This window comes from Citrobacter sp. CK195 (genome assembly GCF_030333365.1).
Lineage (GTDB): Bacteria > Pseudomonadota > Gammaproteobacteria > Enterobacterales > Enterobacteriaceae > Citrobacter_B > Citrobacter_B koseri.
The window spans coordinates 278,982-293,511 of the sequence record NZ_JAOWGB010000026.1 but is presented as its reverse complement, the minus strand read 5'-3'; the positions used below and the strand labels follow the sequence as shown (position 1 = coordinate 293,511).

The 14,530-nt window shown below is 55.4% G+C and carries 11 protein-coding genes; 3 read left to right on the top strand and 8 right to left on the bottom strand.

The features are described 5' to 3' along the window. Positions 1 to 82 precede the first annotated feature (82 nt). Both glpT and glpQ read left to right on the top strand, forming a co-directional pair. Positions 83 to 1,441, top strand: coding sequence for a glycerol-3-phosphate transporter (gene glpT, locus OGX93_RS18895; RefSeq protein ID WP_047462375.1), 1,359 nt, complete (start codon positions 83 to 85; stop codon positions 1,439 to 1,441). A 4-nt stretch (positions 1,442 to 1,445) separates the two neighbouring features. Continuing rightward, positions 1,446 to 2,516 carry a glycerophosphodiester phosphodiesterase gene (gene glpQ, locus OGX93_RS18890; protein WP_012131519.1) on the top strand — a complete coding sequence of 357 codons (1,071 nt, stop codon included), beginning with the start codon at positions 1,446 to 1,448 and terminating at the stop codon, positions 2,514 to 2,516. Between the two features lie 71 nt (positions 2,517 to 2,587). Here glpQ and yfaE read toward each other — a convergent pair whose 3' ends face one another. The 4 genes from yfaE to ubiG all read right to left on the bottom strand — a co-directional run bounded on the left by yfaE (position 2,588) and on the right by ubiG (position 7,683). Further along, entirely contained in the window at positions 2,588 to 2,842 is a 255-nt protein-coding gene (gene yfaE / locus OGX93_RS18885) for a class I ribonucleotide reductase maintenance protein YfaE (protein WP_012131520.1), read from the bottom strand. Then, entirely contained in the window at positions 2,842 to 3,972 is a 1,131-nt protein-coding gene (nrdB, locus tag OGX93_RS18880; RefSeq protein ID WP_012131521.1) for a class Ia ribonucleoside-diphosphate reductase subunit beta, read from the bottom strand. The genes yfaE and nrdB overlap by 1 nt, the downstream gene beginning before the upstream one ends. Positions 3,973 to 4,074: 102 nt before the next feature. Further along, entirely contained in the window at positions 4,075 to 6,360 is a 2,286-nt protein-coding gene (gene nrdA / locus OGX93_RS18875) for a class 1a ribonucleoside-diphosphate reductase subunit alpha (RefSeq protein WP_286449213.1), read from the bottom strand. A gap of 594 nt (positions 6,361 to 6,954) precedes the next feature. Further along, positions 6,955 to 7,683: a bifunctional 2-polyprenyl-6-hydroxyphenol methylase/3-demethylubiquinol 3-O-methyltransferase UbiG gene (ubiG, locus tag OGX93_RS18870; protein ID WP_012131523.1), complete on the bottom strand. Its 729-nt coding sequence runs from the start codon at positions 7,681 to 7,683 to the stop codon at positions 6,955 to 6,957. Between the two features lie 159 nt (positions 7,684 to 7,842). Between ubiG and gyrA the strand changes: the two genes are divergently transcribed. Beyond that, positions 7,843 to 10,479 (top strand): DNA topoisomerase (ATP-hydrolyzing) subunit A, encoded by a 2,637-nt coding sequence (gyrA, locus tag OGX93_RS18865; protein ID WP_047462381.1) that lies wholly within the window; start codon positions 7,843 to 7,845, stop codon positions 10,477 to 10,479. A 108-nt stretch (positions 10,480 to 10,587) separates the two neighbouring features. Here gyrA and OGX93_RS18860 read toward each other — a convergent pair whose 3' ends face one another. Genes OGX93_RS18860 through atoD form a run of 4 tightly spaced genes read right to left on the bottom strand, consistent with a single transcriptional unit; the run spans position 10,588 to position 14,434 of the window. Next, complete coding sequence (locus OGX93_RS18860) at positions 10,588 to 11,772, bottom strand: acetyl-CoA C-acetyltransferase (RefSeq protein WP_286449212.1); 1,185 nt, start codon at positions 11,770 to 11,772, stop codon at positions 10,588 to 10,590. A gap of 30 nt (positions 11,773 to 11,802) precedes the next feature. Further along, a complete protein-coding gene (locus OGX93_RS18855) occupies positions 11,803 to 13,125 on the bottom strand; it encodes a TIGR00366 family protein (RefSeq protein ID WP_012131527.1) in 1,323 nt (440 codons plus the stop codon). Then, positions 13,122 to 13,772 (bottom strand): 3-oxoacid CoA-transferase subunit B, encoded by a 651-nt coding sequence (locus OGX93_RS18850; RefSeq protein ID WP_286449211.1) that lies wholly within the window; start codon positions 13,770 to 13,772, stop codon positions 13,122 to 13,124. Before OGX93_RS18850 ends, OGX93_RS18855 begins: the two co-directional genes overlap by 4 nt. After that, entirely contained in the window at positions 13,772 to 14,434 is a 663-nt protein-coding gene (gene atoD, locus OGX93_RS18845) for an acetate CoA-transferase subunit alpha (RefSeq protein WP_047462390.1), read from the bottom strand. The genes OGX93_RS18850 and atoD overlap by 1 nt, the downstream gene beginning before the upstream one ends. Positions 14,435 to 14,530: the final 96 nt, after the last annotated feature.

Here is a 14,530-nt window from a genome sequence, read left to right as displayed (position 1 = left end):
CCCACACTGGGAGCAGCGAGGTTGGTTAGTTAAACGAACTGCGGTGTTTACCTCTAATAAGACACGGCCACGGAGGCTACATATGTTAAGTATTTTTAAACCTGCGCAACATAAAACGCGCTTGCCAGCAGCGGAGATTGATCCGACATATCGTCGGCTGCGCTGGCAGATTTTCCTGGGGATTTTCTTTGGTTATGCCGCTTACTATCTGGTGCGTAAGAACTTTGCGCTGGCGATGCCTTACCTGGTAGAGCAGGGATTCTCGCGCGGCGATCTGGGTTTTGCGCTGTCCGGGATCTCCATCGCCTATGGTTTTTCGAAATTTATCATGGGGTCGGTCTCTGACCGCTCGAATCCGCGCGTTTTCCTGCCCGCAGGGTTGATTCTGGCGGCGGCCGTGATGTTGTTTATGGGCTTTGTGCCGTGGGCCACGTCCAGCATTGCCGTGATGTTCGTGCTGCTGTTCCTCTGCGGCTGGTTCCAGGGAATGGGGTGGCCGCCGTGCGGTCGTACAATGGTGCACTGGTGGTCACAGAAAGAACGTGGCGGTATCGTCTCCGTCTGGAACTGCGCGCATAACGTTGGCGGCGGTATTCCTCCGCTGCTGTTCCTGCTGGGGATGGCCTGGTTTAATGACTGGAAAGCCGCGCTCTACATGCCGGCGTTTGGTGCGATCCTGGTGGCGATTTTCGCTTTCGCGCTGATGCGCGATACGCCGCAGTCCTGCGGTCTGCCGCCGATTGAAGAGTACAAAAACGACTACCCGGATGATTACAACGAAAAAGCGGAAGAAGAGCTGACTGCAAAACAGATCTTTATGCAGTACGTGCTGCCGAACAAACTGTTGTGGTACATCGCGATTGCGAACGTGTTCGTTTACCTGCTGCGTTACGGCATCCTCGACTGGTCGCCGACCTACCTGAGGGAAGTGAAACACTTTGCGCTGGATAAATCGTCCTGGGCGTATTTCTTGTACGAATATGCCGGTATCCCGGGTACGCTGCTGTGCGGCTGGATGTCGGATAAAGTGTTCCGTGGCAACCGTGGCGCAACGGGCGTGTTCTTTATGACGCTGGTGACCATTGCCACAGTTGTTTACTGGCTGAACCCTCCAGGAAATCCGACCGTGGATATGGCCTGTATGATCGTTATCGGCTTCCTGATTTATGGCCCGGTCATGCTGATTGGTCTGCACGCGCTGGAACTGGCGCCGAAAAAAGCGGCAGGTACGGCGGCGGGCTTCACCGGCCTGTTTGGTTATCTCGGCGGTTCCGTCGCGGCGAGCGCTATTGTCGGCTATACCGTTGACTTCTTCGGCTGGGACGGCGGCTTCATGGTGATGATCGGTGGCAGCGTTCTGGCGGTTATCCTGCTGATTATCGTGATGATTGGCGAAAAACGCCACCATGAAGAGCTGATGTTGAAACGCAACGGAGCTTAAGTGAATGAAGACGACACTGAAAAATCTCAGCGTGGCATTGATGCTGGCGGGTATGGTCGTGAGCAGCGCGGCAATCGCTGCGGATAAAATCGTGATTGCGCACCGTGGCGCCAGCGGCTATCTGCCGGAGCACACACTGCCAGCGAAAGCGATGGCGTATGCGCAGGGTGCCGATTATCTGGAGCAGGATTTGGTGATGACGAAGGACGACCATCTGGTCGTCCTGCATGACCACTACCTTGACCGGGTTACCGACGTTGCCGAACGTTTTCCGAATCGCGCCCGCAAGGACGGGCGTTACTACGCCATTGATTTCACACTGGATGAAATTAAATCCCTGAAGTTCACCGAAGGTTTTGATATTGAGAACGGCAAGAAAGTACAGACTTACCCTGGCCGTTTCCCGATGGGAAAATCAGATTTCCGCGTGCATACCTTTGAGGAAGAGATTGAGTTTGTTCAGGGGCTGAATCATTCGACCGGAAAAAATATCGGTATTTATCCAGAAATCAAAGCGCCGTGGTTCCATCATCAGGAAGGGAAGGATATTGCGGCTAAGACGCTGGATGTGCTGAAAAAGTATGGTTATACCGGTAAAAAAGATAACGTTTATTTGCAGTGTTTCGATGCCGCGGAGCTGAAGCGCATTAAGAATGAGCTGGAACCGAAGAGGGGGATGGATCTCAATCTGGTGCAGTTGATTGCGTATACCGACTGGAATGAAACTCAGCAAAAACAGCCGGACGGCAGTTGGGTTAACTATAACTACGACTGGATGTTCAAGCCTGGCGCGATGAAAGAAATCGCCAGCTATGCTGACGGGATCGGCCCGGACTACCATATGCTGATTGATGAAAAATCGAAGGTCGGGCATATCACGCTGACCGGCATGGTGAAAGAGGCGCAGCAGAACAAGATGGTGGTACACCCTTACACCGTACGCGCCGATCAGCTTCCTGACTACGCCACGGATGTTAATCAGCTTTATGACATCCTGTATAACAAGGCGGGTGTGGATGGATTGTTCACCGATTTCCCGGATAAAGCGGTGGTGTTTTTGAAGGATAAGCACTAAAAAGCCGGGTGGCGGCTTCGCCTTACCCGGCCTGTGAACTGGTCGGGTAAGCGTAGCACCACCCGACAAGGCTACATCTCTATCTCAATATCGCCTTTTGCCCTGCAACAGCAGGGCAAAATTTCCCCTTCGCTGATAAAAGCCAGCGGTTCGGTCAGCCAGTCAACCTGGCCTGCGACCAGACGGCAGCGGCAGGAGCCGCAATAGCCCGCACGACACTGATACTCCACTTCAACCTGATGCGCCTCAAGCGCCACCAGCAGAGAAGGGTGTTCTTCCCGACACAGCACTTCGGTGCCGGAAAGACGTAGCGTCACGCGTCCCATCAGAGCTGGAAATTACTCAGATCGTCGGTATCAACTTCCGAGTCAATCTGGCCGACCAGGTAAGAACTGACTTCCACTTCCTGCGGCGCCACCTGGACGTTATCGGAAACCAGCCAGGTGTTGATCCACGGGATCGGGTTAGAGCGCGTCTGGAACGGCAGCTCCAGGCCGACCGCCTGCATGCGGATATTGGTGATGTACTCGACGTACTGGCACAGAATATCTTTGTTCAGGCCGATCATGGAACCGTCGCGGAACAGGTAATCCGCCCACTCTTTTTCTTGCTGCGCGGCCTGTACAAACAGGTCATAGCACGCCTGCTTGCTCTCTTCGGCAATCTCCGCCATTTCTGGATCGTCTATGCCGCTACGCAGCAGGTTCAGCATATGCTGCGTGCCGGTCAGGTGCAGCGCTTCGTCGCGGGCAATCAGACGGATGATTTTGGCGTTACCTTCCATCAGCTTACGTTCCGCGAAAGCGAAGGAGCAGGCGAAGCTGACGTAGAAACGAATCGCTTCCAGCGCGTTAACGCTCATCAGGCACAGGTAGAGCTGTTTTTTCAGCGCACGCAGGTTCACGGTGACGGTTTTGCCGTTCACGTTATGCGTACCTTCCCCCAGCAGATGCCAGTAGCTGGTCATTTCAATCAGCTCATCGTAGTAGTGAGAAATGCCTTCCGCGCGCTTCTGAATTTGTTCGTTGGTGACGATGTCGTCAAATACCACCGCCGGATCGTTAACGATGTTGCGGATGATATGGGTATACGAGCGCGAGTGGATCGTCTCAGAAAACGCCCAGGTTTCTACCCAGGTTTCCAGCTCCGGGATGGAGATCAGCGGCAGTAATGCCACGTTCGGGCTACGTCCCTGAATGGAGTCCAGCAGCGTCTGGTACTTCAGATTGCTGATGAAAATATGTTTTTCGTGTTCCGGCAATGACTGGAAATCGATACGATCGCGTGAAACGTCAACTTCTTCCGGGCGCCAGAAGAAGGAGAGTTGTTTTTCGATCAGTTTTTCGAAGATGTCATATTTTTGCTGGTCGTAGCGTGCCACGTTGACCGGCTGGCCAAAGAACATCGGCTCTTTGAGTTGGTCGTTTTTCGTCTGTGAAAAAGTGGTGTATGCCATTGAAGTGAGTCCTGTTGAGATTGTATCGCCCGGCGGCACTTCGTTTGCCGGGCCTACAAAACCGTAGGCCGGGTAAGCGTAGCGCTACCCGGCAAAAATAACTTAGATCTTACATGCGCCGCTTTCGCAGCCATCGTCCTGAATAGACGGCACCAGATCGTCCTGCGCATCTTCCGCACCGTCACGGGTGTTGTGATAGTACAGGGTTTTCACGCCAAATTTATAGGCGGTGAGCAGATCTTTCAGCAATTGCTGCATCGGTACTTTACCAGACGGGAAGCGCGTCGGATCGTAGTTGGTGTTGGCTGAAATCGCCTGATCGATGAATTTCTGCATGATACCGACCAGTTGCAGGTAGCCGTCGTTGCTCGGCATTTCCCACAGCAGCTCATAGCGGTCTTTCAGCCCTTCGTAATCCGGCACCACCTGGCGCAGTACGCCATCTTTCGACGCTTTGATGCTGACATGGCCGCGCGGCGGTTCAATACCGTTAGTGGCGTTGGAGATCTGCGAAGAGGTCTCAGACGGCATCAGGGCGGAAAGCGTGGAGTTACGCAGACCGTGCGTTTTGATGGACTCACGAAGCGCTTCCCAGTTGTAGTGCAGCGGTTCGTTGGCGATCGCATCCAGATCTTTTTTGTAGGTGTCGATCGGCAGAATGCCCTGAGCGTAAGTGGTTTCATTAAACCACGGGCATGCGCCTTGCTCTTTCGCCAGCTCGTTAGAGGCCTTCAGCAGATAGTACTGAATGGCTTCAAACGTTTTGTGCGTCAGGTTGTTCGCGCTGCCGTCAGAGTAACGCACGCCGTGTTTCGCCAGATAGTAAGCGTAGTTAATCACGCCGATACCCAGCGTACGGCGGCCCATTGCGCCGCGTTTAGCCGCCGGAATAGGGTAATCCTGGTAATCCAGCAGCGCATCCAGCGCGCGTACCGCCAGCACCGCCAGCTCTTCCAGTTCTTCCAGGCTGTTAATTGCGCCCAGGTTGAAGGCGGAAAGCGTACACAGCGCGATTTCACCGTTTTCGTCGTTAACGTCCATCAGCGGTTTGGTCGGCAGGGCGATTTCCAGGCACAGGTTGGACTGGCGTACCGGTGCAACCTGCGCATCAAACGGGCTGTGGGTGTTGCAGTGATCCACGTTCTGAATGTAGATACGGCCAGTTGATGCGCGTTCCTGCATCATCAGCGAGAACAGATCCACGGCTTTCACGCGCTGCTTACGAATGCTGTCGTCTTTTTCGTATTTGGTGTACAGACGCTCGAACTCGTCCTGATCGGCGAAGAAAGCGTCGTACAGACCCGGAACGTCGGACGGGCTGAACAGGGTGATGTCTTCACCTTTCAGCAGGCGGGTGTACATCAGCTTGTTGATCTGTACGCCGTAGTCCATGTGACGCACGCGGTTGCCTTCCACGCCGCGGTTGTTCTTCAGTACCAGCAGGCTTTCCACTTCCAGATGCCACATCGGGTAGAACAGCGTTGCCGCACCGCCGCGCACGCCGCCCTGAGAGCAGGATTTCACCGCCGTCTGGAAGTGTTTGTAGAACGGAATACAGCCGGTGTGGAACGCTTCGCCGCCGCGAATCGGGCTACCCAGCGCGCGAATACGACCGGCGTTGATGCCGATACCGGCACGCTGAGAAACATATTTCACGATCGCGCTGGAGGTGGCGTTAATGGAGTCCAGGCTGTCGCCGCACTCGATCAGCACGCAGGAGCTGAACTGACGAGTCGGGGTGCGCACGCCGGACATGATTGGCGTCGGCAGAGAAATTTTGAATGTAGAAACCGCATCGTAGAAACGTTTCACGTAGTCGAGACGGGTTTCACGCGGATAGTTAGAGAACAGGCAAGCGGCAACCAGAATATAAAGGAACTGCGCGCTTTCATAAATCTCGCCGGTTACACGGTTCTGTACCAGGTATTTACCTTCCAGCTGCTTAACGGCAGCGTAGGAGAAGGTCATATCACGGTCGTGTACGATGAACGAATCCATCTGCTTGAACTCTTCTTCCGTGTAGTCTTCCAGCAGATGATTGTCGTATTTACCCAGCTCAACCATTTTCACCACATGATCGTAAAGCGCTGGCGGTTCGAACTCGCCGTAAGCCTTTTTACGCAGGTGGAAAATCGCCAGGCGCGCGGCCAGGTACTGATAATCCGGCGCATCGCGGGAGATCAGGTCGGCAGCGGCCTTAATGATGGTCTCATGGATATCGGACGTCTTGATGCCGTCGTAGAACTGGATATGAGAGCGCAGTTCAACCTGGGAGATGGATACGTTATTCAGTCCTTCTGCCGCCCAATCCAGAACTCGATGGATTTTGTCGAGATTGATGCGTTCAGTACGACCATCACGCTTTGTCACCAGCAGACTCTGATTCATGTGGGTTTTACCTGTCCGTGAAAGAAAAAATATCCCCCGTTTATCCACAATGCCACGTTGTGACTAAGTCTGTGGATAAATACTATATATAGGGGGTAACTGATAAATGAAACGCTATATGGTGAGTATTCTAGTAGGGATTCTTTTCAGTACAAGAGTTGATTTTGAGGTTAAATTGAGGTTGCAAAAGGGTGATAATCGCTAAGTGCGCGTCTTATAAGGCCTGGAGGGCATGTCAATAATTCATAAAAAAAAATGAAAATTTGATCGAGTGCTGATTTCTTCATCTAAGGCAGGAAAAGTTCCTATGATCTGGCGCAAAAATTGCCCTGGCGATCCTACTCAGGATTGGTAGGCGATGCGTAGGCCCGGCAAGCGCAGCGCCCCGGGCAAAATTGCCGGATGGCGGCGTAAACGCCTTATCCGGCCTGTGATGGTTTGTAGGCCCGGCAAGCGCAGCGCCCCGGGCAAAATGCCGGCTGGCGGCATAAACGCCTTATCCGGCCTGCGATGGTTTGTAGGCCCGGCGAGCGCAGCGCCCCGGGCAAATTGCCGGATGGCGGCGTAAACGCCTTATCCGGCCTACAGACGCAGTTAGTCAACTTGTGCGGTAGTGTGAACCATATAGTTAACATCAACGCCCGGCCCGAGCTTGAAGGTGTTGGTAATCGGGTTGTAGTGCAGCCCGGTCATGTGACGCTCTTTCAATACGGTCTGATCGACCCAGTTCAGCAACTCCGCAGGCTTAATAAATTTTTTCACATCGTGCGTGCCTTTCGGCACCATGCGTAAAATATACTCCGCTCCTACCACCGCCATCAGCCACGACTTGCCGTTGCGATTAAGGGTCGAGAAAAAGACTTCACCGCCCGGTTTAACTAATTGCGCACAGGCCCTGACGACCGATTGCGGGTCCGGTACGTGCTCCAGCATCTCCATACAGGTCACGACGTCGTACTGGTGCGCATGTTTCGCCGCATGCTCTTCAACCGTCTCCTGCACGTAATCAACCTGAATACCGCTTTCCAGCGCGTGCAGTTTCGCGACCTGCAAAGGCTCAAAGCCCATATCCAGGCCCGTTACCGTCGCACCTTCACGCGCCATGCTCTCAGCCAGAATGCCGCCGCCGCAGCCAACGTCGAGCACCTTTTTGCCGAACAGGCCGCCGGAACGCTCGGCAATGTAGCCCAGGCGCAGCGGGTTAATGCGGTGCAGAGGCTTAAATTCACCCTCAAGATCCCACCAGCGTGACGCGACAGCTTCAAATTTGGCGATTTCTTCGTGATCAACGTTATGCGTCACCGGGGGTTTTTCGGCATTCATTGGCGCTTTTACTCCTTATTTGGCAAGTCGCCTGAGTATATCAGCACGACGGGATGAATAAAGCCTCCGTAGAAGACCATTCCATTTACCTGTCTCATTGCGATTGTGTTATAATTTGCGACCTTTGAATCCGGGATACAGTAGAGGGATAGCGGTTAGATGAGCGACCTTGCGAGAGAAATTACACCGGTCAACATTGAGGAAGAGCTGAAGAGCTCTTATCTGGATTATGCGATGTCGGTCATTGTTGGCCGTGCGCTGCCGGATGTCCGAGATGGCCTGAAGCCGGTACACCGTCGCGTACTATACGCCATGAACGTATTGGGCAATGACTGGAATAAAGCCTATAAAAAATCTGCCCGTGTTGTTGGTGACGTAATCGGTAAATACCATCCTCATGGTGATTCCGCGGTGTACGACACTATCGTCCGTATGGCGCAGCCTTTCTCGCTGCGTTACATGCTGGTGGATGGTCAGGGCAACTTTGGTTCTATCGACGGCGACTCTGCCGCGGCAATGCGTTATACGGAAATCCGTCTGGCGAAGATTGCCCATGAACTGATGGCCGATCTCGAAAAAGAGACGGTGGATTTCGTTGACAACTATGACGGCACGGAAAAAATTCCTGACGTCATGCCGACCAAAATTCCTAACCTGCTGGTAAACGGCTCGTCCGGTATCGCGGTAGGTATGGCCACCAACATCCCGCCGCACAACCTGAAGGAAGTGATCAACGGTTGCCTGGCGTATATCGATGATGAAGACATCAGCATTGAAGGGCTGATGGAACACATTCCTGGCCCGGACTTCCCGACCGCCGCGATCATCAACGGTCGTCGCGGTATTGAAGAAGCCTATCGTACCGGTCGCGGAAAAGTGTACATTCGCGCTCGCGCGGAAGTGGAAGCTGACGCGAAAACCGGCCGCGAAACCATCATCGTTCATGAAATTCCGTACCAGGTGAACAAAGCGCGCCTGATCGAGAAAATCGCTGAACTGGTGAAAGACAAACGCGTTGAAGGCATCAGCGCGCTGCGCGACGAGTCTGATAAAGACGGGATGCGCATCGTGATTGAAGTGAAACGCGATGCCGTCGGGGAAGTGGTGCTTAACAACCTTTATTCCCAGACCCAGTTGCAGGTTTCTTTCGGTATCAACATGGTTGCGCTGCACCACGGCCAGCCGAAGATCATGAACCTGAAAGAGATCATTTCCGCGTTCGTGCGTCACCGTCGCGAAGTGGTGACGCGCCGCACTATTTTCGAACTGCGTAAAGCCCGCGATCGCGCGCATATCCTTGAAGCGCTGGCGATTGCGCTGGCGAACATCGATCCGATCATCGAGATGATCCGCCGTGCGCCAACGCCGGCAGAGGCAAAAGCGGCGTTAATCTCCCGTTCATGGGATCTGGGCAACGTGGCGTCTATGCTAGAACGCGCCGGTGATGATGCTGCCCGTCCTGAGTGGCTGGAGCCGGAATTTGGCGTGCGTGATGGTCAGTATTACCTGACTGAACAACAGGCACAGGCGATTCTGGATCTGCGCTTGCAGAAACTGACCGGCCTGGAGCATGAAAAACTGCTCGACGAGTACAAAGAGCTGCTGGAACAGATTGCAGAACTGCTGCACATTCTGGGCAGCGCCGATCGTCTGATGGAAGTGATCCGCGAAGAGATGGAACTGATCCGCGATCAGTTTGGCGATGAGCGTCGCACTGAAATCACCGCTAACAGCGCCGATATTAATATCGAAGATCTGATCAGCCAGGAAGATGTGGTTGTAACGCTGTCTCACCAGGGTTACGTCAAATATCAGCCGCTGACCGATTACGAAGCGCAACGTCGTGGCGGGAAAGGTAAATCTGCTGCGCGTATAAAAGAAGAAGACTTTATCGACCGTCTGCTGGTGGCTAACACCCACGACACGATCCTCTGCTTCTCCAGCCGTGGCCGTCTGTACTGGATGAAGGTCTATCAGCTGCCGGAAGCGAGCCGTGGCGCGCGTGGCCGTCCGATCGTCAACCTGCTGCCGCTGGAAGCCGACGAACGTATCACCGCCATTCTGCCGGTACGCGAGTACGAAGAGGGCGTTAACGTCTTTATGGCGACCGCCAGCGGTACGGTGAAGAAAACGGCGCTGACCGAGTTCAGCCGTCCGCGTTCCGCCGGTATCATCGCGGTGAACCTGAACGAAGGCGACGAGCTGATCGGCGTGGATCTGACCTCCGGTTCCGACGAAGTCATGCTGTTCTCCGCTGCCGGTAAAGTGGTGCGCTTTAAAGAAGATGCCGTTCGTGCGATGGGTCGTACCGCGACCGGCGTACGTGGCATCAAGCTGGCGGGCGAAGACAGCGTCGTTTCCCTGATTATTCCGCGTGGTGAAGGCGCTATCCTGACCGTGACGCAGAATGGTTACGGTAAACGTACGGCGGAAGGCGAATACCCAACCAAGTCTCGTGGTACGCAGGGCGTTATCTCCATTAAAGTCACCGAGCGCAACGGTTCCGTTGTTGGCGCGGTACAGGTGGATGATGCCGACCAGATCATGATGATCACCGATGCCGGTACGCTGGTTCGTACCCGCGTATCGGAAATCAGCGTCGTTGGCCGTAACACCCAGGGCGTAATCCTCATCCGCACGGCGGAAGATGAAAACGTGGTGGGTCTGCAACGTGTTGCTGAGCCGGTGGATGACGAAGAACTCGACTCCATCGACGGCAGCGTAGCGGAAGGGGACGAGGATATCGCCCCGGAAGCGGAAATCGATGACGATGCAGCGGATGATGCTGACGAGTAATTCGGCGTTGTAAATCGTGTGTGAAAGGAGGCCATTGCGCCTCCTTTTTTTTGCCGGATGGCGGCGTAAACGCCTTATCAGGCCGCCATCCGGCAAAGGCGCAAATCCTTAATTCATCCTTTCCACTATCATCGCAATACCCTGACCGCCGCCGATGCAGAGCGTGGCCAGCCCGAGCGTTTTATCGCGTGCAGAGAGGGCGTGCAGCAGCGTCACCAGAATACGCGCGCCGCTGGCGCCGATGGGGTGTCCCAGGGCGATAGCCCCACCGTTAACGTTCACCTTCTGCGGATCAAAACCGAGCGTCTTACCCACGGCAAGGAACTGTGCGGCAAACGCTTCGTTGGCTTCGATCAGATCGATATCCGAAAGCGTTAAACCGCTCAGTTGCAGCGCCTTCTGCGTGGCGGGAACCGGCCCCATCCCCATTAACGCCGGGGCGACGCCGCCGCTGGCGTAGGCTTTGATACGAGCCAGTGGGGTCAGGCCCGCCGCCAGCGCTGCGGATTCTTCCATCACTACCAGCGCTGCCGCGCCGTCATTGATTCCAGAGGCGTTTCCTGCCGTTACTGTACCTGACTTGTCGAAAGCCGGGCGTAATGCAGCAAGACCTTCCGCCGTTGAATCGGCTTTCGGAAACTCGTCGCGCTCAAACACCACGGTTTTCTTACGGGATGTGACGCTAACCGGCACAATTTCGGCCTGGAATGCGCCGGAATCAATAGCGGCAACGGCTTTACGCTGTGAGAGCAGCGCCAGCTCATCCTGCATCTCCCGGCTGATGCCGTATTCCCGGGCGACGTTTTCTGCCGTGATCCCCATATGGTAGCCGTGAGTGGCGCAGATCAGACCGTCGCGCAGGATCACATCGGAGAGCTGTCCGTCGCCAAGACGATAGCCCCAGCGGGCTTTGGCATCCAGCAGATACGGCGCCTGGCTCATATTTTCCATACCGCCTGCGACGATCGCCTGTGCCTGTCCGGCCTGAATCGCCTGCGCGGCAAGCGCCACGCTTTTGAGGCCGGAGCCGCATACTTTGTTAACGGTAAAGCCGCAGACCGTCTCTGCGAGGCCGCTTTTGAGCAGTGCCTGACGCGCCGGGTTTTGCCCAAGACCAGCCTGTAGCACATTGCCCATAATCACTTCATCCACCCGTTGCGGGTCGAGCTGCGCGCGTTCAAGCGCCGCTTTAATCACGGTGGCGCCAAGGTCGATGGCGCTGGTGGTTGCCAGTGCGCCGTTAAAACTGCCGATTGCGGTACGCGCCGCGCTGACGATGACACAGTTTTTCATCTTCTGTTCCTTAAAAGTGCGTGGTTGCCGTCAGAAAAAGGTCAAACCGATGACAAAAATGATCCCGGAGAAGAGCAGGGCGGTGATGCAGTAGCCCATAATGTCGCGTACCCCGAGTCCGGCGATTGCCAGGGCGGGTAGCGCCCAGAATGGCTGCGCCATATTCATCCACTGCTCACCGTAGGCGATTGCCATGACTGACTTGCCGAGGTCCGCCCCCAGCGCCTGAGCCGCAGGCATGACGAATGGTCCCTGGATAACCCAGTGGCCGCCGCCTGATGGCACGGCAAAGTTAATCAGCGCAGAGCTGAAAAAGGTCATCACCGGGAAGGTGTCTTTGTTGGCGACGTTGATGAAGAATTCAGTGATAAGGCCACCGAGGCCGGAGTGTTCCATCATCAGTTGGATCCCGGCGTAGAAGGGGAACTGCACCAGAATACCGGCGGTACTGCGCGCTGCGGCGCTGATGGCGCGCATGTAGGCCATTGGCGTTTTGTGCAGCAGCAGACCGGCGATCATAAACATCAGATTGACGGTATTGATGGTGATGTTGAATCCCTTCTCGGCGAAGTAGAGCCCCAGATAGGCAATCCCTAATGCGCCAATGATCAGCGCGAGAATGCGGCTCTCTTCCAGTTTTTCCGACGGTGGCGCGTCAGCCGGCAATTTCTTCTGAAAATCGGCTTCTTCCAGTAGCAGCTTCGGATCGATGCTGACCACGTCGGAGGGTTTTGGCGTCATCATTCGGGTAATAAACGGCATCACCACGATGAGGCCGAGCGTGATGAAAATATTGAACCCGGTGAACAGGGTATCGCTAACCGGAATCAACCCCGCGACGTGTTCTACCGGGTTGCCTGGCGTTGCGGCCAGCAGGGGCATAGATCCAGAGAAGCCGCCGCCCCAGGTGAGAAAACCGATATAGGCGCAGGCGATAAGCAGCGGATAATCGGAACCCGGCACGCGACGGGCCACTTCACGGGCAAACATTGCGCCGACCACCAGACCAAAGCCCCAGTTGATCACGCAGGCGACCGAGCCAAAGAAGGTCACCAGCATGACGCCCTGGGCGGGCGTCTTAGCGGCTGAAGCGGCGGTACGCAACAGGCTTTTAACCGGGCCGGAACTGGCCAGGGCGTGGCCCGTCACGATAATCAGCGCCATTTGCATACCGAAAGCCAGCAGGTTCCAGAAGCCGTCGCCCCAGAACCTCACCATACTGACCGGCGTTTGCGGCGTCAGCCAGAGAGCGATCCCGAACGTCAGCAGGGTTAACAGCATTGCGAAGATCAGCGGATCAGGAAGCCAGCGGCTGACGACCCGCGTCATAAAGCGTGAAATACGCCCAATCATGCGTCACCTCTCTGAATGACCAGATCGGCCGCAACCTCAAAGTGCGCATCAGTTTTTGCCCGCAGGGTTTCCAAATCACACCCTTCGGCGATTTCTGTCAGCCACATCTTGCCGTCGATAAAGCGAAATACAGCCAGTTCGGTAACCAGCATATGCACCGCGTGCTGGGCGGTGAGCGGCATGGTGCACTGGCGCAGAATTTTCGCCGAGCCGTCTTTCGCGCAATGTTCCATTGCAATGATCACTTTGCGCGCGCCGGTGACCAGATCCATTGCGCCCCCCATGCCGGGGACCATTTTGCCGGGAACCACCCAGTTGGCGAGGTTTGCCTGCTCATCCACCTGTAGCCCGCCGAGTACGCAGGCGTCAACATGGCCCCCGCGAATCAATGCGAACGACATGGCGCTGTCGAACATTGCCGCGCCGGGCAAAATGCCACAGGGTTGACCGCCAGCGTTCACCAGATCCGGGTGGGCCGTCGTGACCGGCCCCAGTCCCAGAAAGCCGTTCTCAGATTGCAGGGTGATGTGAATGTCATCCGGCAGGTAGTTTGCGACCATCGTCGGCAAACCAATTCCCAGGTTAACCACGTCGCCATCATGCAGCTCTTGCGCCACGCGGCGCGCAATACGTTGTTTAGCATCCATTATTTGCTCTCCTGTGGAATAACGATGTGGTCGATAACGGCGCCAGGGGTGACAATCTGGTCAGGCAGTAGCTCGCCTGTTTCAACCAGTTCGTCAGGCTCAACCAGGGTGATGTCTGCGGCGAGAGCAATGAGGGGGTTAAAATTACGGGCACTGAGCTGGTAGGTCAGGTTGCCAAGCGGGTCGGCGCAGTGGGCGCGAATAAGCGCCAGATCTGCACGCAGTGGACGCTCCAGCAGCCAGGTTCTGCCATCGAGCTGAAGCGTTTGCTTTCCCTCTTCAACCACGGTGCCGACGCCAGTCGGGGTCAGAAAACCGCCCAGCCCGGCGCCGCCGCAGCGGATTTGTTCAATCAGGGTGCCTTGCGGAACCAGCTGAACCTCCATCTCTTTGGCAATCATCCGCCGACCCGTTTCCGGGTTGGTGCCGATATGGGAGGCGATGACCTTGCGCACCCGGCCATTTACGATAAGCGGGCCGATGCCGGTATCGACAAATGCGGTATCGTTGGCGATCAACGTCAGGTCCCTGACACCGGATTCAAGTAAGGCTTCAACAAGGCGGGGCGGGGTGCCTACCCCCATAAAACCGCCGACCATGATGGTCATGCCGTCACGAAAGAAGCCTGAGGCGTTCTGTAAGGTAATCAGTTTTGTTTTCATTATGTTTCCCTTTTGCATACTCCATTTTGGGTACGCAAAGGGAATAGCAAGCGGGATGCCAGGATTAATAAACCGGGAAGAGAAGGGTTAACCTGA

Excerpts from the sequence above, each read along its gene's own strand:
- yfaE (WP_012131520.1), bottom strand. The coding sequence starts at position 2,842 with ATGGGACGCGTGACGCTACGTCTTTCCGGCACCGAAGTGCTGTGTCGG.
- atoD (WP_047462390.1), bottom strand. The coding sequence starts at position 14,434 with ATGAAAACAAAACTGATTACCTTACAGAACGCCTCAGGCTTCTTTCGT.
- OGX93_RS18860 (WP_286449212.1), bottom strand. The coding sequence starts at position 11,772 with ATGAAAAACTGTGTCATCGTCAGCGCGGCGCGTACCGCAATCGGCAGT.
- nrdA (WP_286449213.1), bottom strand. The coding sequence starts at position 6,360 with ATGAATCAGAGTCTGCTGGTGACAAAGCGTGATGGTCGTACTGAACGC.
- ubiG (WP_012131523.1), bottom strand. The coding sequence starts at position 7,683 with ATGAATGCCGAAAAACCCCCGGTGACGCATAACGTTGATCACGAAGAA.
- nrdB (WP_012131521.1), bottom strand. The coding sequence starts at position 3,972 with ATGGCATACACCACTTTTTCACAGACGAAAAACGACCAACTCAAAGAG.
- glpQ (WP_012131519.1), top strand. The coding sequence starts at position 1,446 with ATGAAGACGACACTGAAAAATCTCAGCGTGGCATTGATGCTGGCGGGT.
- gyrA (WP_047462381.1), top strand. The coding sequence starts at position 7,843 with ATGAGCGACCTTGCGAGAGAAATTACACCGGTCAACATTGAGGAAGAG.
- OGX93_RS18850 (WP_286449211.1), bottom strand. The coding sequence starts at position 13,772 with ATGGATGCTAAACAACGTATTGCGCGCCGCGTGGCGCAAGAGCTGCAT.
- glpT (WP_047462375.1), top strand. The coding sequence starts at position 83 with ATGTTAAGTATTTTTAAACCTGCGCAACATAAAACGCGCTTGCCAGCA.
- OGX93_RS18855 (WP_012131527.1), bottom strand. The coding sequence starts at position 13,125 with ATGATTGGGCGTATTTCACGCTTTATGACGCGGGTCGTCAGCCGCTGG.